This window comes from Streptomyces luteolifulvus (assembly GCF_008806595.1).
Lineage (GTDB): Bacteria > Actinomycetota > Actinomycetes > Streptomycetales > Streptomycetaceae > Streptomyces > Streptomyces luteolifulvus.
Genome location: NZ_VZRB01000004.1, coordinates 67,328 through 88,122, shown reverse-complemented (window position 1 = coordinate 88,122; position 20,795 = coordinate 67,328). Strand labels below are relative to the sequence as shown.

Annotated in this window: 12 protein-coding genes; 9 read left to right on the top strand and 3 right to left on the bottom strand. The window is 69.7% G+C overall.

What is annotated here, in order from left to right:
* Positions 1–80: 80 nt before the first annotated feature.
* Positions 81–3,095: a bifunctional [glutamine synthetase] adenylyltransferase/[glutamine synthetase]-adenylyl-L-tyrosine phosphorylase gene (locus F7R91_RS07350; RefSeq protein WP_150945764.1), complete on the top strand. Its 3,015-nt coding sequence runs from the start codon at positions 81–83 to the stop codon at positions 3,093–3,095.
* 180 nt (positions 3,096–3,275) lie between these two features.
* Here the strand turns inward: F7R91_RS07350 and F7R91_RS07345 are convergent, their stop codons facing one another.
* Positions 3,276–4,136 carry a phosphatase PAP2 family protein gene (locus F7R91_RS07345; RefSeq protein ID WP_150945762.1) on the bottom strand — a complete coding sequence of 287 codons (861 nt, stop codon included), beginning with the start codon at positions 4,134–4,136 and terminating at the stop codon, positions 3,276–3,278.
* 89 nt (positions 4,137–4,225) lie between these two features.
* A complete protein-coding gene (locus F7R91_RS07340) occupies positions 4,226–5,260 on the bottom strand; it encodes a LacI family DNA-binding transcriptional regulator (protein WP_150945758.1) in 1,035 nt (344 codons plus the stop codon).
* A 414-nt stretch (positions 5,261–5,674) separates the two neighbouring features.
* On the opposite strand from F7R91_RS07340, the gene F7R91_RS07335 reads away from it, so the two are divergent.
* The 8 genes from F7R91_RS07335 (at position 5,675) to F7R91_RS07300 (ending at position 20,041) form a co-directional block, all read left to right on the top strand.
* Entirely contained in the window at positions 5,675–6,946 is a 1,272-nt protein-coding gene (locus tag F7R91_RS07335) for an extracellular solute-binding protein (RefSeq protein WP_150945755.1), read from the top strand.
* A gap of 112 nt (positions 6,947–7,058) precedes the next feature.
* Positions 7,059–8,063, top strand: a complete 1,005-nt coding sequence (locus F7R91_RS07330) for a carbohydrate ABC transporter permease (RefSeq protein ID WP_150945752.1) — start codon at positions 7,059–7,061, stop codon at positions 8,061–8,063.
* Positions 8,064–8,076: 13 nt separating this feature from the next.
* Positions 8,077–8,988: a sugar ABC transporter permease gene (locus F7R91_RS07325; protein ID WP_150945749.1), complete on the top strand. Its 912-nt coding sequence runs from the start codon at positions 8,077–8,079 to the stop codon at positions 8,986–8,988.
* A gap of 154 nt (positions 8,989–9,142) precedes the next feature.
* Positions 9,143–10,834 carry a glycoside hydrolase family 13 protein gene (locus F7R91_RS07320; protein ID WP_150946226.1) on the top strand — a complete coding sequence of 564 codons (1,692 nt, stop codon included), beginning with the start codon at positions 9,143–9,145 and terminating at the stop codon, positions 10,832–10,834.
* Positions 10,835–10,968: 134 nt separating this feature from the next.
* Positions 10,969–12,342, top strand: a complete 1,374-nt coding sequence (locus F7R91_RS07315; protein WP_150945746.1) for an alpha-amylase — start codon at positions 10,969–10,971, stop codon at positions 12,340–12,342.
* Positions 12,343–12,556: 214 nt separating this feature from the next.
* A complete protein-coding gene (pulA, locus tag F7R91_RS07310) occupies positions 12,557–17,956 on the top strand; it encodes a pullulanase-type alpha-1,6-glucosidase (protein WP_150945744.1) in 5,400 nt (1,799 codons plus the stop codon).
* A gap of 72 nt (positions 17,957–18,028) precedes the next feature.
* Positions 18,029–19,651 (top strand): fused response regulator/phosphatase, encoded by a 1,623-nt coding sequence (locus tag F7R91_RS07305; RefSeq protein WP_150945742.1) that lies wholly within the window; start codon positions 18,029–18,031, stop codon positions 19,649–19,651.
* 33 nt (positions 19,652–19,684) lie between these two features.
* Positions 19,685–20,041, top strand: a complete 357-nt coding sequence (locus tag F7R91_RS07300) for a 5-carboxymethyl-2-hydroxymuconate Delta-isomerase (RefSeq protein WP_150945741.1) — start codon at positions 19,685–19,687, stop codon at positions 20,039–20,041.
* Positions 20,042–20,061: 20 nt separating this feature from the next.
* On the opposite strand, the gene F7R91_RS07295 is transcribed toward F7R91_RS07300, so the two are convergent.
* On the bottom strand, positions 20,062–20,751 hold the full coding sequence (locus F7R91_RS07295) for a TetR/AcrR family transcriptional regulator (RefSeq protein ID WP_150945738.1): 690 nt from the start codon (positions 20,749–20,751) through the stop codon (positions 20,062–20,064).
* Positions 20,752–20,795: the final 44 nt, after the last annotated feature.

Below are 20,795 nucleotides of genomic sequence, written 5' to 3'. Positions count from 1 at the left end.
GCCGCCTGTACGGCGCTTCCCGCAGGCTCTCCGGCTAGGCTCGACCGAGTACGACCTTGATCCGACAGGGGAGGCCGAGCATGACGGCGCCGGGGCGCAGGAGCAGTACCTTCACACGGCTGCTGCGGCACGGCTTCACCGATCCCTCGGCCGCCGAGCGCCTGCTGGACAGCGCGGAACTCGCGCCCGTGCGCAGCGACCCGGTGCTCCTTGAGGCGCTGGGCGCGACCGCCGACCCGGACCTGGCCCTGCACGGTCTCGTACGGCTGCTGGAGGCCCAGCCCGGTTCCACCGCCCGGCGTGAGCTGCTCGACACGGTGACGGCGGCCAAACCGCTGCGCGACCGGCTGCTCGGAGTGCTCGGCGCGTCCGCCGCGCTCGCCGACCATCTCTCCCGGCACCCGAGCGACTGGCACGCGCTCGTCATGTACGAGCCGAGTGACCTCCACCCCGGGGTGGAGGAGTTCGAGCGGGGCCTGGCGGAGGCGACCGACCCGGTCTCCCTGCGGGTCGCCTACCGGCGCTGCCTGCTGTCCATCGCCGCCCGCGATGTGTGCGGCACCACGGACGTCGCCCAGACCGCCGCCGAACTCGCCGACCTCGCCACCGCGACCCTGCGCGCCGCCCTCGCCATCGCCCGTGCGGCCGCGCCCGACGACTCCGCGCTGTGCCGGCTCGCGGTCATCGCGATGGGCAAGTGCGGCGGCCATGAGCTGAACTATGTGTCCGACGTCGACGTGATCTTCGTCGGTGAGGCCGTCGACGGCGCCGACGAGGGCAAGGCGCTGCGCGCCGCGACCAAGCTCGCCTCGCACATGATGCGCGTCTGCTCGGAGGCGACCGTCGAGGGCTCGATCTGGCCCGTGGACGCCAATCTGCGCCCCGAGGGCAGAAACGGTCCGCTGGTGCGCACGCTCAGCAGCCATCTCGCCTACTACCAGCGCTGGGCCAAGACCTGGGAGTTCCAGGCGCTGCTCAAGGCCTGCCCGGTGGCCGGCGACATCGAGCTCGGCGAGGAGTACGTCGCCGCGCTCGAACCCCTCGTCTGGAAGGCCGCCGAGCGCGAGAACTTCGTCGCCGACGTGCAGAAGATGCGCCGCCGGGTCGTGGAGAACATCCCGGTTGCCGAGATCGAGCGCGAGCTGAAGCTCGGCCCCGGAGGCCTCCGGGACGTCGAATTCGCCGTACAGCTGCTGCAGTTGGTGCACGGCAGGGCCGACGTGTCACTGCGCAGCGGCACTACCCTGCACGCCCTGCAGGCCCTGGCCGCCGGCGGCTACGTCGGCCGCGCGGACGCCGTACAGCTCGACGAGGCCTACCGTTTCCTGCGCTCCATGGAGCACCGCATCCAGCTCTACCGGCTGCGGCGCACCCACCTCGTCCCCGAGGACGAGTCCGATCTTCGCCGCATCGGCCGCTCCCTCGGTCTGCGCGCCGACCCGGTCGCCGACCTCAACCGTGAGTGGAAACGGCACACCAGCGTCGTACGGCGGTTGCACGAGAAGCTGTTCTACCGCCCGCTGCTCGACGCGGTCGCCCAACTCGCCCCCGGCGAGGCCCGGTTGAGTCCGGAGGCGGCTCGCGAGCGCATGGTCGCGCTCGGGTACGCCGATCCCGCCGCCGCTCTGCGTCACCTGGAGGCGCTGGCCTCCGGCGTCACCCGCAAGGCCGCCATCCAGCGGACCCTGCTGCCCGTCCTCCTCGGCTGGTTCGCGGACTCCGCCGATCCGGACGCGGGCCTGCTCAACTTCCGCAAGGTCTCGGACGCGCTCGGCAAGACCCCGTGGTATCTGCGGCTGCTGCGGGACGAGGGCGCGGCGGCCGAGAACCTGGCCCGGGTGCTGTCCGCCGGGCGGCTCGCCCCCGACCTGCTGATGCGCGCGCCGGAGGCCGTCGCGCTGCTCGGCGACGGCGACGGCGGCGGGCTCGCACCACGGGAACGGGCCCAGCTGGAGCAGGAGATCCTCGCCGCGGTCGGCCGCGCCGACGACGCCGTGCATGCGGTCACCGCCGCCCGCGGTGTCCGCCGCCGCGAACTGTTCCGTACGGCCGCAGCGGACATCGTCGGCTCCTACGGCACCGAGACCCAGCCCGCCGAGGCCGACCAGGGCGTCCTCGTGGACCGCATCGGCGGCGCGATCTCCGACCTCACGGCCGTGACCCTGGCCGGCACGCTGCGTGCGGTCGTCCGCGAGGGCTGGGGCGACACGCTGCCCACGCGTTTCGCCGTCATCGGCATGGGCCGCTTCGGCGGCCATGAACTCGGCTACGGCTCCGACGCGGACGTCCTGTTCGTGCACGAGCCGTGCGAGGGCGTCGAAGAGCGCGTGGCCGCCGAGGCGGCGAACAAGGTCGTCTCCGAGATGCGCCGCCTTCTCCAGATCCCCAGCGCCGACCCGCCGCTGCTCATCGACGCCGACCTGCGCCCGGAGGGAAAATCGGGGCCGCTGGTACGGACGGTGAAGTCGTACGAGGCCTACTACCGGCGCTGGTCCCTGGTGTGGGAGTCGCAGGCGCTGCTGCGGGCCGAACCCGTGGCCGGGGACGATGACCTGGGCCGCCGTTTCATCGAGCTGATCGACCCCCTGCGCTACCCGGCCGAGGGGCTCGGCGACGACGCCGTGCGCGAGATCCGGCGGCTGAAGGCCCGGATGGAGTCCGAGCGGCTGCCGCGCGGAGCCGACCCGAAGCTGCACACCAAGCTGGGGCCCGGGGGGCTGTCCGACGTCGAGTGGACCGTGCAGCTGCTTCAGCTCCAGCACGGCTGGGCGGAGCCCGGACTGCGCACCACGCGGACCCGCCAGGCGCTGGCCGCCGCGTGCGCCGCGGACCTCATCTCCGCCGAGGACGCCGGGACCCTGGACGAGGCGTGGGTGCTGGCGACCCGGGTGCGCAACGCGGTGATGCTCGTCCGCGGGCGCGCCGGGGACACGTTCCCGTCGGGCGGACGAGAACTGGCGGCGGTCGGCCGCTACCTCGGCTACGGCCCCGGCCACGTCGGCGACATGCTCGACGACTACCGCCGCACGACCCGTAGGGCACGCACCGTGGTGGACGAGCTGTTCTACGGAGCGGGAAACGGCAGACCGCGCTGAGCCCTGCGCGGGCCGCGCGGAACGCAGGGCCGGTCAGCCGGGGTGACACCGGTTGCGGGCCGATCTCATGCCGCCGCGACGCCGCCCGGCCACGACGGTGGTCCGCTCACCCCGTGCAGGGCGTGGATCTCGCTGGTTGCGGTCGGCGCCGCCGAACCGGCCCAGGCCCCGAATACAGCCCTACGCCTTGTGCGGCAGCAGGTTCCCGGCCCTGCCCCGCGCAGGGACCGCCGGCAGGGCGTACGGCAGGGTGCCATACCAGATCCAGGCCACCGTGAAGCCGAAGGCCAGGCACAGGACGCCGCCCACCGCGTCCAGCCAGAAGTGGTTGGCGGTGGCGACGATGACCACCAGGGTCGCCACCGGGTAGAGCAGACCCAGCACCCGGACCCACGGCACCCTGGCCAGCGCGAAGATGGTCAGCCCGCACCACACGGACCAGCCGATGTGCATCGACGGCATCGCGGCGAACTGGTTCGACATGTTCTTCAGGTCGCCGGAGGCCATGGAACCCCAGGTCTGATGGACCAGGACGGTGTCGATGAAGTCGCCGCCGTTCATCAGGCGGGGCGGGGCGAGGGGATACAGGTAGTAACCGACCAGGGCGACCGCCGTCGTCGCGAACAGCACCAGACGGGTCGCCGCGTAGCGGCCCGGGTGAGCACGGTACAGCCACACCAGGACACCCAGCGTCACCACGAAGTGCAGTGTCGCGTAGTAGTAGTTCATGCCGATGATGAGCCAGGTCACCGAGTTCACGGCGTGGTTGACCGACTCCTCGACCGCCAGGCCGAGCTGGTGCTCGGCCTTCCAGATCCAGTCGGCGTTGCTCAGCGCCTGTTCCTTCTGCTCCGGAACGGCGTTGCGGATGAGTGAGTACGTCCAGTAACTCACCGCGATCAGCAGCATCTCGAACCAGAGCCGGGGGCGGCGCGGGGTGCGCATCCGGCGCAGGTGTCCCTGCCCCGCTGCATTGCTCGCGACGGGTTGCGGAGCGACCTTCTGCTGGCCCTCCGGTGGCGTCACGGTCGTCTCACCCATGGGCACAGAGTCTGCCAGAAAAGCCCTACCCTCCGATCATCCCCGGGTCGGGTTCGCGACGCATGTTCTACGACGTGAGGATTACGTGATTAGACCCGGTTCCGGTCCCCGGGGGCCGAGGCCGTCGAACCGCGCACCACCAGCTCCGGCATGAACACGAATTCACTGTGGGGCGCGGGCGTCCCGCCGATCTCCTCCAGCAACGTGCGCACCGCGGCCTGGCCCATCGCCGGGACCGGCTTGCGGATCGTGGTCAGCGGCGGGTCGGTGAACGCGATCAGCGGAGAGTCGTCGAAACCCACCACCGAGATGCCCTTCGGCACGTCCAGACCCCGCTGCCGGGCCGCCCGTATCGCGCCCAGCGCCATCATGTCGCTCGCGCAGACCACCGCCGTGCAGTCGCGGTCGATCAGCGCGGTGGCCGCGGCCTGACCGCCCTCCAGCGTGTACAGGGAGTGCTGCACGAGGTCGGTCTCGATGGACTGCGCGCTCAGCCCCAGCTGGTCCTGCATGGTGCGGACGAAGCCCTCGATCTTGCGCTGCACCGGCACGAACCGTTTCGGGCCGAGCGCCAGCCCGATCCGGGTGTGGCCGAGCGACACCAGATGGGTGACCGCCAGTGTCATCGCGGCGCGGTCGTCGGGGGAGATGAACGGCGCCTGCACCTTCGGGGAGAAGCCGTCCACGAGCACGAACGGGACGCCCTGCGCCCGCAGCTGCTCGTAGCGCTGCATGTCGGCGGTGGTGTCGGCGTGCAGACCGGAGACATAGATGATCCCGGCGACTCCGCGGTCCACCAGCATCTCGGTCAGCTCGTCCTCCGTGGACCCGCCCGGGGTCTGGGTGGCGAGGACCGGCGTGTAGCCCTGCCTGGTCAGCGCCTGGCCGATCACCTGCGCCAGGGCCGGGAATATCGGGTTCTCCAGCTCCGGGGTTATCAGGCCCACCAGGCCCTCACTGCGCTGCCGCAGACGCACCGGGCGTTCGTACCCCAGCACATCGAGTGCGGCCAGCACGGACTGGCGGGTGGTGGCGGCGACGCCCGGCTTCCCGTTGAGGACGCGGCTGACGGTCGCTTCGCTCACCCCCGCCTGAGCAGCGATGTCGGCAAGCCGTGTGGTCACAGGGGTGGACTGTACCGGCAAGGTGTCACCTTGCACACCAATCGGACGCCTGGGGCGTCCTGTGGGACGCCCCGGTCCGCGCTGCTGCGTCATCGCGCTCCCTCGTGAAAGTGGTAGCAAGAGCTTGCAGAGTCTTGCACAAATGGCCCGTGCCCCGCTTCGGGGCCGCTCAACCCCGGGGTTCGAGGCCGTTCGGCCCTACCCCCCATGGTCTCGCAAAGGTCGCCCGTACGTCACGCCGGGATAACTTCGGAGATCCCTTGCACTTTTTTGCTGCAAGGTCTTTCGCAACGCTTTCAACGCTGTTACGTTCACGTCGCCCGGCCGCCGCAACGGCGCAGTCGGCAAGACGGCAGGAACGGCGAACGGGACCGCCCCCTGCACCACACGGGCTTTCACCCTCAAGGAGAACTCATGCGGCGTGGCATAGCGGCCACCGCGCTGGTGGCCTCCCTCGCCCTCGCGGCGACGGCCTGCGGCGGGGACGACAGCGGCAGCGACAAGTCGGACGGGCCTGTCACCATCACCTGGTGGGACACCTCCAACGCCACCAACGAGGCACCGACGTACCAGGCCTTGGTCAAGGAGTTCGAGGCCGCCAACAAGGACATCAAGGTCAAGTACGTCAACGTGCCCTTCGACCAGGCGCAGAACAAGTTCGACACGGCCGCCGGCTCCAAGGGCGCCCCGGACATCCTGCGCTCCGAGGTCGGCTGGACCCCCGCCTTCGCCAAGAAGGGCTACCTGCTGCCGCTGGACGGCACCGAGGCCCTCGCGGACCAGGCCAAGTTCCAGCCCAACCTGATCGAGCAGTCCAAGTACGAAGGCAAGAGCTACGGCGTGCCGTTCGTCACCGACACCCTCGCGCTGGTCTACAACAAGCAGCTCTTCGAGAAGGCCGGCGTCGGGGCCCCCAAGACCTGGGACGACCTGAGGAAGGCCGCCGCCAAGATCAAGGGCAAGACCGGCGTCGACGGCTACTGGGGCTCCACCTCGGCCTACTACGCGCAGACGTTCCTCTACGGCGAGGGCACCGACACCGTCGACGCCGCCGCCAAGAAGATCACCGTCAGCTCGGACGCCGCGAAGAAGGGCTACGAGACCTGGCTGAGCCTGTTCGACGGCAAGGGCCTGCACAAGGCCGACACCACCGCCGACGCCTACGCCCACATCCAGGAGGCGTTCGTCAGCGGCAAGGTCGCCTCGATCATCCAGGGTCCCTGGGAGATCACGAACTTCTACAAGGGCTCGGCCTTCAAGGACAAGGCCAACCTGGGCATCGCCACCGTCCCGGCCGGCTCCAGCGGCAAGGCGGGCGCCCCGACCGGCGGCCACAACCTGTCCGTCTACGCCGGCTCGGACTCCGCGCACCAGAAGGCCGCGCTGAAGTTCGTCAACTTCATGACCTCGGCGAAGTCCCAGTCGGCCATCGCCCTGAAGAACTCCACGCTGCCCACGCGTGACGACGCCTACACCGCCGAGGTCAAGGCCGACCCGGGCATCGCCGGCTACCAGGGCGTCCTGCCCAACGCACAGCCGCGCCCCGCGCTGCCCGAGTACAGCTCCCTGTGGGGCCCGCTGGACACCGAGCTGCCGCAGATCGCCGGCGGCAAGGAGTCCCTGGACAAGGGTCTGAGCAACGTAGAGGCCGCGATCACCAAGCTGGTCCCGGACTTCAGCAAGTAAGCCCGCGTGGCCGTCGCATCTGCCTGGGGGGACAGATGCGACGGCCGCCGTCCTGTGTCCAGCCGGCCCGTAGTGCCGTACAGCTGCCGATCTTCAAGAAGGTTGTCGAGCCATGACAGTCGCCATCGATCGCGCGACAGGAAAGACCCGAGGTGACCGCGCACCGCGCCCCGGGCCGCTCCAGCGCCTCAAGCACGGATACCAGAAGCACTGGTACGCCTACGCGATGATCGCGCCCGTGGTCGTCGTGCTCGGCGTCCTCGTGATCTATCCCCTGGTGTACGGCGTCTACCTCACCCTCACGGACGCCAACAGCCTCAACACGGCGCGCACGATCGGCGTCAACCACATCGACGCGACCTACAAGTTCATCGGCCTCGACAACTACGCCGACATCCTGTGGGGCCCGACGGCGTACGAACGCTTCTGGTCGCACTTCGTCTGGACGATCGTCTGGACCGCGGTCTGTGTCACCCTGCACTACGTCATCGGCCTGGGCCTGGCCCTCCTGCTCAACCAGAAGCTGCGCGGGCGGACCCTCTACCGGCTTGTCCTGATCCTGCCCTGGGCCGTGCCGACCTTCGTCACCGTCTTCGGCTGGCGCTTCATGCTCGCCGACGGCGGCATCATCAACTCCGCCCTGGACGCGCTGCATCTGCCCTCGCCGCTGTGGCTGGAGGACACCTTCTGGCAGCGGTTCGCCGCGATCATGGTCAACACCTGGTGCGGCGTCCCCTTCATGATGCTGTCGCTGCTCGGCGGCCTCCAGTCCATCGACACCTCGCTCTACGAAGCCGCCGAGATGGACGGCGCGAACGCCTGGCAGCGCTTCCGGTACGTCACCCTTCCGGGTCTGAGGTCCGTCAGCTCCACCGTCGTACTGCTCGGCATCATCTGGACCTTCAACCAGTTCGCCATCATCTTCCTGCTGTTCGGCGACACCGCCCCTGACGCGCAGATCCTCGTCACCTGGGCCTACTACCTCGGCTTCGGGCAGCAGCCGCGTGACTTCGCGCAGTCGGCCGCCTACGGCATCCTGCTGCTGGCCATCCTGGTCGTCTTCACCTCCTTCTACCGCCGCTGGCTGAATCGCAATGAGCAGCAGCTCGCGATCTGAGGCAGGAGTCCCCATGAGCACCACCACTGTTGACACGCCCGGCGCGGTGGCCGGCCAGGACTCCGTGCCCGCCCAGCCGCGCACGGCCCGCCCGCGGGGCGAGACCGGCCGCGCCACGCGCCTCGCCTCCCACGGCATCCTGATCGTCGCGAGCCTGGTCGCGCTCTTCCCGGTCGCCTGGCTGGTCTTCCTGTCCCTCGGCCCGGACAAGGACGACTATCTGCACCCCGGGCGCATCTGGGGCAAGATGACGCTCGACAACTACACCTTCGTGCTGGAACACACGAAGTTCTTCGACTGGCTGCTGACCACGATGATCGTCACCCTCGGCACCACCGCCATCGGTGTGATCATCTCCGCCACCACCGGCTACGCGGTCTCCCGTATGCGCTTCCCGGGCTACAAGAAGTTCATGTGGGTGCTCCTGATCACCCAGATGTTCCCGGTGGCGGTCCTGATGGTGCCGATGTACCAGATCCTCTCGGACCTTCAGCTCATCGACACCTACCCTGGACTTGTCCTCGTCTACTGCACGACCGTCGTCCCGTACTGTGCGTGGCTGATGAAGGGCTACTTCGACACCATCCCGTTCGAGATCGACGAGGCAGGACGCGTCGACGGGCTGACCCCCTTCGGCACGTTCGCGCGGCTGATCCTGCCGCTCGCCAAGCCGGGCCTGGCGGTCGCCGCCTTCTACAGCTTCCTCACCGCGTTCGGCGAGGTCGCGTTCGCCTCGACGTTCATGCTGTCCGACACGAAGTACACCTTCGCCGTCGGTCTGCAGACCTTCGTCAGCGAGCACGACGCCCAGCGCAACCTCATGGCCGCCACCGCGGTGCTGATCGCCATACCCGTCTCCGCGTTCTTCTACTTCGTGCAGAAGAACCTGGTGACCGGCCTGACCGCAGGCGGCACGAAGGGCTGACCCCAAGCGGCCCTTCCCGGCGGCACCCGCGCGCCTCGCGCGCGGGTGGCGGCCGCGGTGCCCCATCCGACCCCGCAGGCACCGCGGCCGCCTCGTCACCGCCGCCGCACCCGCACGCCCCATGACCCGAACCCCCGCACGCATCAAGGACGCCATGAGCCAGCACACCGCCGACCCGGCAGAAACCCCCTACCCCGAAGCGGCTGTCGCCACCGTCGCCCAGCGCCGCGACTGGTGGCGGGACGCGGTGATCTACCAGGTGTATCCGCGCAGCTTCGCCGACAGCAACGGCGACGGCATGGGCGACCTGGAGGGCGTACGCTCCCGCCTCCCGTATCTGCGCGACCTCGGCGTGGACGCCGTGTGGCTCAGCCCCTTCTACGCCTCGCCGCAGGCCGACGCCGGCTACGACGTGGCCGACTACCGGGCCGTGGACCCCATGTTCGGCAACCTCCTGGACGCCGACGCGCTGATCCGCGACGCACACGGACTGGGCCTGAGGATCATCGTCGACCTCGTCCCGAACCACTCCTCCGACCAGCACGAGTGGTTCAAGCGGGCCCTGAGGGAGGGCCCCGGCTCTCCGCTGCGGGACCGCTACCACTTCCGCCCCGGCAAGGGCGCGAACGGCGAACTGCCGCCCAACGACTGGGAGTCGATCTTCGGCGGGCCCGCCTGGACCCGGATCACCGAACCCGACGGCACCCCCGGCGAGTGGTATCTGCATCTCTTCGCCCCCGAGCAGCCCGACTTCAACTGGGAGCACCCGGCCGTCGGCGACGAGTTCCGCTCCATCCTGCGCTTCTGGCTCGACATGGGCGTCGACGGCTTCCGCATCGATGTGGCCCACGGCCTGGTCAAGGCGGACGGCCTGCCCGACCTCGGCTCCCACGAACAGCTGAAACTGCTGGGCAACGATGTCATGCCGTTCTTCGACCAGGACGGCGTGCACGCCGTCTACCGCCAGTGGCGCACCGTCCTCGACGAGTACGCGGGCGAACGCATCTTCGTGGCCGAGGCCTGGACCCCGACCGTCGAACGCACCGCGAACTACGTCCGCCCCGACGAACTCCACCAGGCCTTCAACTTCCAGTACCTGGCCACGGAGTGGGACGCCGCCGAACTGCGTACCGTCGTCGACCGCACCCTGGACGCCATGCGCCCCGTCGGCGCCCCCGCCACCTGGGTCCTGTCGAACCACGACGTGACCCGGCACGCCACCCGCTTCGCCAACCCGCCCGGCCTCGGCACCCAGATCCGCCTGGCCGGCGACCGCGCGCTCGGTCTGCGCCGGGCCCGGGCGGCCACGCTGCTGATGCTGGCGCTGCCCGGATCGGCGTACATCTACCAGGGCGAGGAGCTCGGCCTGCCGGACGTCGTCGACCTGCCGGACGAGGTCCGCCAGGACCCCGCGTACTTCCGGGGCGCGGGCCAGGACGGCTTCCGTGACGGCTGCCGGGTGCCGATCCCGTGGACGCGCACCGGATCCTCGTACGGCTTCGGCCGCGGGGGGAGCTGGCTGCCGCAGCCCACGTCGTGGGGCGAGCTGAGCGTCGAGGCGCAGGACGGCGAGCCGGACTCGACCCTAGAGCTGTACCGCGCCGCGCTCGCCGTCCGCCGTGACCACGCCGACCTGGGCGCGGGCGACTCGGTGGAGTGGCTGCGGACGCCCGAGGGCGTGCTCGCCTTCCGCCGCGGGGAGTTCGTGTGCGTCGCCAACACCAGCGGGGAGTCGGTGACGACTCCGGCGTACGGGCGGGTGCTGCTCGCCAGCGGTGAGGTGACCGAGGCGGACGGCGAGGCGAAGGTGCCCGGCGACACCACCGTGTGGTTCACGACGGCCTGACGGTCCGTCGAAAAGTTCTTTCATCAACTTCAATCGGCCCGCTGCCTTTTCAGGCAGCGGGCCTTTAACATCTGCGTCACCGCAAGTTGGTTGAAAGTTTTCAGCAAGTGCCTTCAACGATGAAGGAACCCCACATGGCACGCAGAACCCTCTCAGGGGCCCTCGCCCTCGCGGCGTCCGCCCTTGTCATGACCCCGTCCATGGCGCAGGCCTCCCCGCCCGGCACCAAGGACGTCACCGCCGTCCTCTTCGAGTGGAAGTTCGCCTCGGTCGCCAAGGAGTGCACCAACACGCTCGGCCCCGCCGGCTATGGATACGTCCAGGTCTCTCCACCTGCCGAGCACATACAGGGCTCGCAGTGGTGGACCTCGTACCAGCCGGTCAGCTACAAGATCGCGGGCCGGCTCGGCGACCGGACGGCGTTCCAGAACATGGTGAACACCTGTCATGCGGCAGGCGTGAAGGTCGTCGTCGACACGGTCGTCAACCACATGGCCGCGGGAAGCGGCACCGGGACCGGGGGATCGCCGTACACGAAGTACGACTACCCCGGTCTGTACGCCTCCTACGACTTCGACGACTGCACCCACCAGGTCTCCAACTACAGCGACCGCTGGAACGTCCAGCACTGCGAACTGGTGGGCCTCGCCGACCTCGACACGGGCGAGAACTACGTCCGCCAGGCCATCGCCGGCTATATGAACGACCTGCTCACCCTGGGCGTGGACGGCTTCCGCATCGACGCGGCCAAGCACATCGACGCAGCCGACCTGGCGAACATCAAGGCCCGCCTGACGAACCCGTCGGTGTACTGGAAGCAGGAGGTCATCCACGGCTCCGGAGAGGCCGTCCAGCCCACCGAGTACACGGGCAACGGAGACGTCCAGGAGTTCCGCTACGCCTACGACCTCAAGCGGGTCTTCAACAACGAGAACCTCGCCTACCTGAAGAACTACGGCGAGGGCTGGGGCTATATGAACAGTGGCGTCTCCGGTGTGTTCGTCGACAACCACGACACGGAGCGCAACGGCAGCACGCTCAACTACAAGGACGGCGCCACCTACACGCTGGCGCACGTCTTCATGCTGGCCTACCCGTACGGCGCCCCGGACATCAACTCCGCCTACGAGTGGTCGGACAAGGACGCCGGCCCGCCGGCCGGTGGCACGGTCAACGCCTGCTGGCAGGACGGCTGGAAGTGCCAGCACGCCTGGCCGGAGATCATCCGCATGGTCGCCTTCCGCAACGCGACGCGCGGTCAGGCGGTCACCGACTGGTGGGACAACGGGGGTGACGCGATCGCCTTCGGGCGTGGCAGCAAGGGCTATGTGGCCATCAACCACGAGTCGGGCTCGCTGACCCGGACGTACCAGACCTCGCTGCCGGCCGGGACGTACTGCAACGTCCAGAACAACACGACGGTGGCGGTGAACTCCAGCGGACAGTTCACCGCCGCCCTGGGCGCCAACACGGCGCTCGCCCTCTACGCCGGCAAGCCGAGCTGCTGAGTCCGTGCGCGGTGACCGGCGCTCCGGTCGCCGCGCACCCGGGGGCGTCTCGAAGTTTGACGCTGAAACATCTTGCTATCAGTTTCAACCCTCTTGCTGTAAACCTTTCGTTGGCGATACGGTCACGCGGACGCCCGGCGACGAAGCCGACAAGGCCGTGCCGTGGCGCAGGGGTCGGACCCGATGGAGCCGTAATCGCAAGGAGTTCCCGCCTGTGATACCGAGATGGCCGGCGCGCCGCATCGCGCCACATACCGGACGGGTCGCGGCCGTCACCGCCGCCGCGCTCGCCGCAGCCGTCGTACAGCCGCTCGCGGCGCGTGCCGAGACCCCGCCCCCGCCGCCCTCCGACGCGAAGCTCGCGGCCGAGCCCGCCCGGCACGACGACACGCGTGAGCAGTTCTACTTCGTTCTGCCGGACCGTTTCGCCAACGGCAGCACCGCCAACGACGAGGGCGGCCTGACCGGTTCACGTCTGGTCACCGGCTACGACCCCACCGACAAGGGCTTCTACCAGGGCGGCGACCTCAAGGGCCTGACCAAGAGGCTCGACTACATCAAGGGCCTGGGCACCACCGCCATCTGGATGGCGCCCATCTTCAAGAACCAGCCCGTGCAGGGCACCGGCAGCAACGCCTCCGCCGGCTACCACGGGTACTGGATCACCGACTTCACCCAGGTCGACCCGCACTTCGGCACCAACAAGGACCTCGAAACCCTCATTTCCAAGGCGCATGCCAAGGGCATGAAGGTCTTCTTCGACGTCATCACCAACCACACCGCCGATGTCGTCGACTACGAGGAGAAGTCCTACGACTACCTCTCCAAGGGCGCCTTCCCCTACCTGACCAAGGACGGCGAGCCGTTCGACGACGCCGACTACGCGGACGGGACGTCCGGGTTCCCCGCCGTCGACCGCGACTCCTTCCCCCGTACGCCCTTCGTGCCCGCCGCCAAGAAGGACGTGAAGGTCCCCTCCTGGCTCAACGACCCGACCATGTACCACAACCGCGGCGACTCCACCTTCGCCGGCGAGAGCGCCGAGGGCGGCGACTTCTCCGGCCTCGACGACCTGTGGACCGAGCGTCCCGAGGTCGTCGGCGGGATGAAGAAGATCTACCAGCGGTGGGTCAGGGACTTCGGCATCGACGGCTTCCGGATCGACACCGTGAAGCACGTCAACATGCAGTTCTGGACCCAGTGGGCCACGGCCCTGGACGCCTACGCGGCCAGGCAGGGCCGGGACGACTTCTTCATGTTCGGCGAGGTCTACTCCGCCGACACGTCGATCACCTCGCCGTACGTCACCCGGGGCCGGCTCGACGCCACGCTCGACTTCCCCTTCCAGGAGGCGGCACGGCAGTACGCCTCCCAGGGCGGCAGCGCGCAGAAGCTGGCGTCCGTCTTCGGCGACGACTACAAGTACACGACCGACAAGGCCAACGCGTACGAGCAGGTCACCTTCCTCGGCAACCACGACATGGGCCGCATCGGGCACTTCCTGAAGCAGGACAACCCGAAGGCGACCGACGCCGAACTCCTCGCCAAGGACCGGCTCGCCAACGAGCTGATGTTCCTCAGCCGTGGCAACCCCGTCGTCTACTACGGCGACGAGCAGGGCTTCACCGGCTCCGGCGGCGACAAGGACGCCCGCCAGACCCTGTTCGCCTCCCGCACGGCCGAGTACCTCGACGACGACCAGATCGGCACCGACCGTACCCACGCGAGCGACGCCTACGACACGAGCACCCCGCTCTACCGGCAGATTGCGGCTCTGGCGAAGCTCCGGAAGAACAACCCGGCGCTCATGGACGGAGTCCAGACCCAGCGGTACGCGGCCGACGGCTCCGGCGTCTACGCGGCCACCCGCACGGACGCCAGGACCGGTGCCGAGTACATCGTCGCCTTCAACAACGCCGGCGAGGCGAAGACCGCGACCTTTGCGACCGGCTCCGCCGACATGACGTACCGCGGGATCTACGGCACGGACGCCACGGCGAAGACCGACGCCGACAGGAAGATCACGGTCACCGTCCCGGCCGGCTCCGCCGTCGTCCTCAAGGCGGCCGGCACCCTCGCCGAGCCCGCCACCAAGCCGACGATCACCCTGAAGGCCCCGGACGCCGGTGCCACCGGGACCGTCGAGCTCTCCGCCGATGTCGAGGGCGGTCAGCTCAACCGCGTCGTGTTCGCCGCCCAGACCGGCAACGGCAGGTGGCGCGTCCTCGGCTCCGCCGACCACGCCCCGTACAAGGTCACCCAGACCATCGGCAAGGACGTACCCGCCGGCACCGCCCTGCGCTACAAGGCCGTCGTGATCGACTCCGCGGGCCGGACCGCGAGCGCCACCGCCACGAGCACCACCGGCACCCCGCCCGCCCCGGAGGTCCCCACGGCCTCCTCCCGCGACTACGCGATCGTCCACTACAAGCGCACGGACGGCGACTACGCCGACTGGGGCCTGTACGCCTGGGGCGACCTCGCCGACGGCGAGTCCACCAACTGGCCCGACAGCCACCCCTTCATCGGCCGGGACGCCTACGGTGCCTTCGCCTACGTCAAGCTGAAGCCCGGCGCCTCCGGTGTCGGCTTCCTCGTCATCGACAAGCAGGGCAACAAGGACGTCTCCGCCGACCGCACGATCGATGTCACCAAGCACGGCGAGATCTGGGTCGAGCAGGGCAAGGAGGCCGTGCGCACCGAACGGCCCGACCACCCGGAGCAGGACAAGACCAAGGCCGTCCTCCACTACCACCGCGCCGACGGCAACTACGACGGCTGGGGCCTGCATGTGTGGACCGGCGCCGCGAACCCCACCGAGTGGTCCAACCCCCTGAAGCCGGTGAGGACCGACGCCTTCGGCGCCGTCTTCGAGGTACCGCTCACCGACGGTGCCGGGAGCCTCAGCTACATCGTCCACAAGGGCGACGATAAGGACCTGCCCGCCGACCAGTCGCTCGACCTCAAGGCCAATGGCCACGAGGTGTGGCTGCTGAACGGCCAGGAGAAGTACCTGCTCCCGCAGCCTGCGGGCTCCGCCGCCGCGCTGGACCCGACCACCTCCAAGGCGGTCTGGATCGACCGGAACACGGTCGCCTGGAACGGCTCCGACGCGGCCGTCTCCACCCAGCTGCTGTCCTCCCGCGACGGGTCCATCACCGTCAAGGACGGCGCACTGACCAGTGACGACGAGCGCTGGCTGCGGCTGTGGAAGACCACCCTCACCGACGCCCAGAAGGCCAGGTTCCCGCATCTGAAGAGCTACACCGCCTGGTCCGTCGACCCGCGCGACCGCGACCGGGTCCGCACCGCCCTCCGCGGCCAGCTCGTCGCCTCCCAGCGCGCCGCCAACGGCGCCGTACTCGCGGCGACCGGCGTACAGATCGCCGGCGTACTCGACGATCTGTACCCGGGCGCGACGAAGGCCGACCTCGGGCCGGTCTTCCGGGACGGCCGGCCCACGCTGTCCGTCTGGGCGCCCACCGCGCGCAAGGTGTCCCTGGAGCTCGGCGGCTCCACCGTCGCCATGAAGCGGAACGCCGCCACCGGGGTCTGGTCCGTCACCGGCCCCAGGTCCTGGAAGAACAAGCCCTACCGGTACGCCGTGGCCGTGTGGGCGCCCAGCGTCCGCAAGGTCGTCACCAACAAGGTCACCGACCCCTACTCGGTCGCGCTGACCACGGACTCCCGGCGCAGTCTCGTCGTCGACCTGGACGACAAGTCCCTCGCCCCGCGCGGCTGGTCGGGCCTCGTCAAGCCCAGGGCCGTACCGCTGCGGGACGCCCAGATCCAGGAGCTGCACATCCGGGACTTCTCCGTGGCGGACCGGACGGCGCAGCACCCCGGCACCTACCTCGCCTTCACCGACAAGGGCAGTGACGGCTCCCGGCACCTGCGGGGGCTCGCGAAGTCGGGCACGTCGTACGTGCATCTGCTGCCCGCCTTCGACATCGCCACCATCCCCGAGCGGAAGTCCGACCAGGCGGGCACCGACTGCGACCTCGCCTCCTACCCGGCCGACTCCGACCAGCAGCAGGAGTGCGTGGCCGCGGTCGCCGCGAAGGACGCCTACAACTGGGGCTACGACCCGTACCACTACACGGTCCCCGAGGGGTCGTACGCCACCGACCCGGACGGCACCGCCCGTACGGTCGAGTTCCGCAAGATGGTCAAGGCGCTCAACGAGGACGGCCTCAGGGTCGTCATGGACGTCGTCTACAACCACACCGCGGCGAGCGGGCAGGCGGCCACCTCCGTCCTCGACAGGATCGTGCCCGGCTACTACCAGCGGCTCCTCGCGGACGGCTCGGTCGCGAACAGCACCTGCTGCGCCAACACCGCCACCGAGAACGCCATGATGGGCAAGCTGGTCGTCGACTCGGTGGTCACCTGGGCCAAGGAGTACAAGGTCGACGGCTTCCGCTTCGACCTCATGGGCCACCACCCCAAGGCCAACATCCTCGCCGTACGCAAGGCGCTGGACGCGCTGACCCTCGCGAAGGACGGTGTCGACGGACGGAAGATCATCCTCTACGGCGAGGGCTGGAACTTCGGCGAGGTCGCCGACGACGCCCGGTTCGTGCAGGCCACGCAGAAGAACATGGCGGGGACCGGCATCGCGACCTTCTCCGACCGGGCCCGTGACGCCGTGCGCGGCGGCGGACCCTTCGACTCCGACCCCGGCATCCAGGGCTTCGCCTCCGGCCTGTACACCGACCCCAACACCTCCACCGGCAACGGCACCGAGGAGCAGCAGAAGGCCCGTCTGCTGCACTACCAGGACCTGATCAAGGTGGGGCTCTCCGGCAACCTCGCGGGGTACCGCTTCACCGACACCGCAGGCAAGGAGGTCACCGGCGCCGACGTCGACTACAACGGCGCCCCCGCCGGTTACGCGGACGCGCCCGGCGACGCCCTCGCCTACGCCGACGCGCACGACAACGAGTCGCTGTTCGACGCGCTGGCCTACAAGCTGCCCAAGGACACCTCCGCGTCCGACCGGGCCCGGATGCAGGTCCTCGCGATGGCGACGGCCACCCTCTCGCAGGGCCCGACGCTCTCCCAGGCCGGCTCGGACCTGCTGCGCTCCAAGTCCCTGGACCGCAACTCGTACGACAGCGGTGACTGGTTCAACGCGATCCACTGGAACTGCGCGGACGGCAACGGCTTCGGCCGCGGACTGCCGATGGCGGCCGACAACGCCGCCAAGTGGCCGTACGCCAAGCCGCTGCTGGGCGCGGTCAAGGCCGGCTGCGAGCAGATCGAGGGCGCGTCGGCCGCGTACCGGGATCTGCTGAAGATCCGCACGACGGAGCGCTTGTTCTCCCTCGGCACGGCCGGACAGGTGCAGTCGCAGCTCTCCTTCCCGCTGTCCGGGAAGGACGAGACGCCCGGTGTGATCACCATGGAACTCGGTGACCTCGTCGTCGTGTTCAACGCGACGCCGAAGACGCAGGAGCAGCGGATCGACCCGCTGGCGGGCACCGGCTACCGGCTGCACCCGGTGCAGATGTCAGGGGCAGACCCTACCGTCAAGTCCGCCTCCTATGAGCGGATATCGGGCACCTTCGCCGTTCCGGGGCGCACTGCAGCGGTCTTCTCCCGTAGCAGCTGATAAGGGCATTACCTTGGTGGGGCAGACCATGAACTCCGGTCTGCCCCACCGGTGTTGTCCCAGGGCTGGAAGATGGACGTCGACGGCAAGCTGACAGATACGACCGTGCTGGTCGTGGACGACCGGGCGGCCAACCGGTACGCCATGGGCACCGTGCTGCGCAGAGCCGGCCATCAGGTCGTGCCGGTCGCCACCGGCGGCGAGGCGCTCGTCGAACTCGACGTGCGGCTGCGCAAGGGCATCCTGCCCGACGTGGCCCTCGTCGACGTGGACCTGCCGGACATGAGCGGCTTCGAACTGTGCCGCAGGCTCAAGTCCCGGCCGCACATGGCGGGCCTGCCCGTCGTCCACTTCTCGGCCGCCGCCGTGGCCCCGGGCGACCGCTGCCACGGACTGGACGCGGGCGGCGAGGCGTATCTGACGGTGCCCGCCGAACCCGAGGAGATCCAGGCGGTGGTGCGGGCCGCGGTACGCGCCGCGCGGCTGCGGGCCGACGACCAGGCGGTGTTACGGCGGCTGACGCTGCTGTCGGAGACGATCGTCGCCATCCAGGCGGCACGCTCCCCCAAGGAACTCGCCGACGCCGCCGCCGACGGCACCGCGCGACTCACCGGCGGCCCCGCCACCGTCTTCGTGCTCAGCCCGGACGACGAACTGTTCTGTGGCACCTCCCGGGACCGCACCTCACTCGCACTGCCGGACGACGGCGCCCACCGTTCCGTGGCCGCCCTGCTGCGGCGGCTGACCCGCGGGCAGGCCGGGGTGCACCTGACCACGGTGCCCGCGCCGCTGTGGCCCACCGGGTTCTTCCGGCCCGGTGTGCAGCACGACGCCCGCCTCGCGCTGGTCCTCACCCAGGACGGCAAGGCCCCGGTGTGCCTGGCCACACCCACCCGCGGGATGCGCCGGGTCGACCCCGAGGCGGAGGCCCTGGTCGTGCGGCTCGCCCAGGCCACCGCGCTCGCCGCCGAGCCGCTGCTCATGTACCGGGTCGAACGGCATGTGGCCCTCACGCTCCAGCACAGCTTTCTGCCCCAGCCGCACCGGCTGCGCAACCTGCCGGGCCTCGATGTGGAGGTCCGCTATGTGCCCGCGTCCTCGCAGACCGAGATCGGCGGCGACTTCTACGTTGCCCTGCGCACCGGCGACGGCGTGCTCACCGCGGTCGGCGACGTCGTCGGCCACTCGCTGGAGGCGGCGACCGTCATGGTCGAGATCCGGCATGCGCTGCGTGCCTACGGCGTCGACGAGAGCGACCCTTCCGTGCTCGCCGGACGCCTCGACCGGATGCTCCAGCGCTATCACCCCGATGTCACCGCCACCGTCTGCCTCGCCCTGATCGACCCCGCGACCGGGCGCACCCGCATCGCCAACGCGGGCCACATACCACCGCTGGTCATCCGGGACACCCAGACCGCGGACTACGCCGAGGCCGACGGCCCGCTGCTCGGCCTGGGCCTGCCCCACCCGCCGCCCACCGAGCTGGTCCTCGAACCCACCGACCGGCTCCTCATGGTCACGGACGGCCTGATCGAGACCCGGGGAACGGACCTCGCGGCGTCGATGGAACACCTCCGCGCGGCCGCCGCCGGCGCGCTGTCCGGCCTGGACGCCCTGTGCGACACCCTCCTGGCCTGCTTCGGCGACGACCGCGAGGACGACATCGCGCTGCTGGCACTGCAACGGACGAACTAGTCTGAGCCCTGTCGGCCCAGAACAGGAGTGCCCATGCCGCAGATCACCGTCGACTACTCCGCGCCGCTCGCGGACGGCTTCGACCGGCGTGGGTTCGTCCTCGCCCTGCACGACGCCGTCGTGGAGATCGCGGCCGCGAAGTACGAGGCGTGCAAGACGCAGTTCCGGGCCACCGAGGACACCACCGTGGGGCGGGACGAGGACGGTCACGCCATCGTCCATGTCACCCTCGGCCTGCTGGCCGGGCGCACCGACGAGACGAAGGCCCGCCTCACGGACGCGGTGCTGGAACTGCTGCGCCGGTTCGTGAAGCCCGCCGAGGGCCTGGCGCTGCACGCCTCCGCCGAGGTCCGCGACCTCGACCCGTCGTACCGCAAGTTCGACGGCTGAGGACTTTCCTCCGGGGGTCTTCAGAACGCCAGCGCCAGGAGTCTGTTCATCAGGGTGCCGAACGGTCCGTCGGCCGGCTCGTCCCTGAGCATATGGCGCAGCAGCGCGCCCATCTCCTCGTCGTGGGCGGCGCTGACCGCGGTCAGCGCCGCGAAGTCGTGCACGAGCTGGATCTCCAGCTCGGCGCGCGGGATGCGCCGGCCGTCCAGCCAGATCAGCGCCGTCGACTCGGCGAGCGAGATCCAGGAGCGGACGACCAGTTCCAGTCGCGCGGGCGGGTCCTCGACGCGCAGATGCGAAAGGATCTGGTCATACGCGGCCTGGCGTACGGAGTCCACGAGCGCGTTCGTGGTCGAGGAGCCCCCCGCCGGTCCACCGCGCATCAGGGCCGAAAAACCGGGCCCGTGCTCGTCGACGAAGTCGAAGAACCGGTGCATGACCCGCAGCAGCCGCGCCCCCAGCGGACCCTCGTGCGGCTCCGCGAACCGGTTGGCCAGATCCTCCGAGGCACGCTTCAACGCCGCCTCGTAGAGGCTGAGTTTGCCGGGGAAGTAGTGGTAGACCAATGGGCGTGAGATACCGGCCGCCGACGCTATCTCGTCGATGGAGACCTCGTCGGGCGCGCGGCGGCTGAACAGGTCGAGGGCAACGCCGATCAACTGCTGGCGTCGCTCGTCGACGCCCATTCTGCGGCGCACCCCGGTAGTCATACGAACACTTTACCGATCGGATTCGGCCGCGAACGGACCGGACC

Excerpts from the sequence above, each read along its gene's own strand:
- F7R91_RS07350 (WP_150945764.1), top strand. The coding sequence starts at position 81 with ATGACGGCGCCGGGGCGCAGGAGCAGTACCTTCACACGGCTGCTGCGG.
- F7R91_RS07345 (WP_150945762.1), bottom strand. The coding sequence starts at position 4,136 with ATGGGTGAGACGACCGTGACGCCACCGGAGGGCCAGCAGAAGGTCGCT.
- F7R91_RS07335 (WP_150945755.1), top strand. The coding sequence starts at position 5,675 with ATGCGGCGTGGCATAGCGGCCACCGCGCTGGTGGCCTCCCTCGCCCTC.
- F7R91_RS07330 (WP_150945752.1), top strand. The coding sequence starts at position 7,059 with ATGACAGTCGCCATCGATCGCGCGACAGGAAAGACCCGAGGTGACCGC.
- F7R91_RS07325 (WP_150945749.1), top strand. The coding sequence starts at position 8,077 with ATGAGCACCACCACTGTTGACACGCCCGGCGCGGTGGCCGGCCAGGAC.
- F7R91_RS07320 (WP_150946226.1), top strand. The coding sequence starts at position 9,143 with ATGAGCCAGCACACCGCCGACCCGGCAGAAACCCCCTACCCCGAAGCG.
- F7R91_RS07315 (WP_150945746.1), top strand. The coding sequence starts at position 10,969 with ATGGCACGCAGAACCCTCTCAGGGGCCCTCGCCCTCGCGGCGTCCGCC.
- F7R91_RS07305 (WP_150945742.1), top strand. The coding sequence starts at position 18,029 with ATGGACGTCGACGGCAAGCTGACAGATACGACCGTGCTGGTCGTGGAC.
- F7R91_RS07300 (WP_150945741.1), top strand. The coding sequence starts at position 19,685 with ATGCCGCAGATCACCGTCGACTACTCCGCGCCGCTCGCGGACGGCTTC.
- F7R91_RS07295 (WP_150945738.1), bottom strand. The coding sequence starts at position 20,751 with ATGACTACCGGGGTGCGCCGCAGAATGGGCGTCGACGAGCGACGCCAG.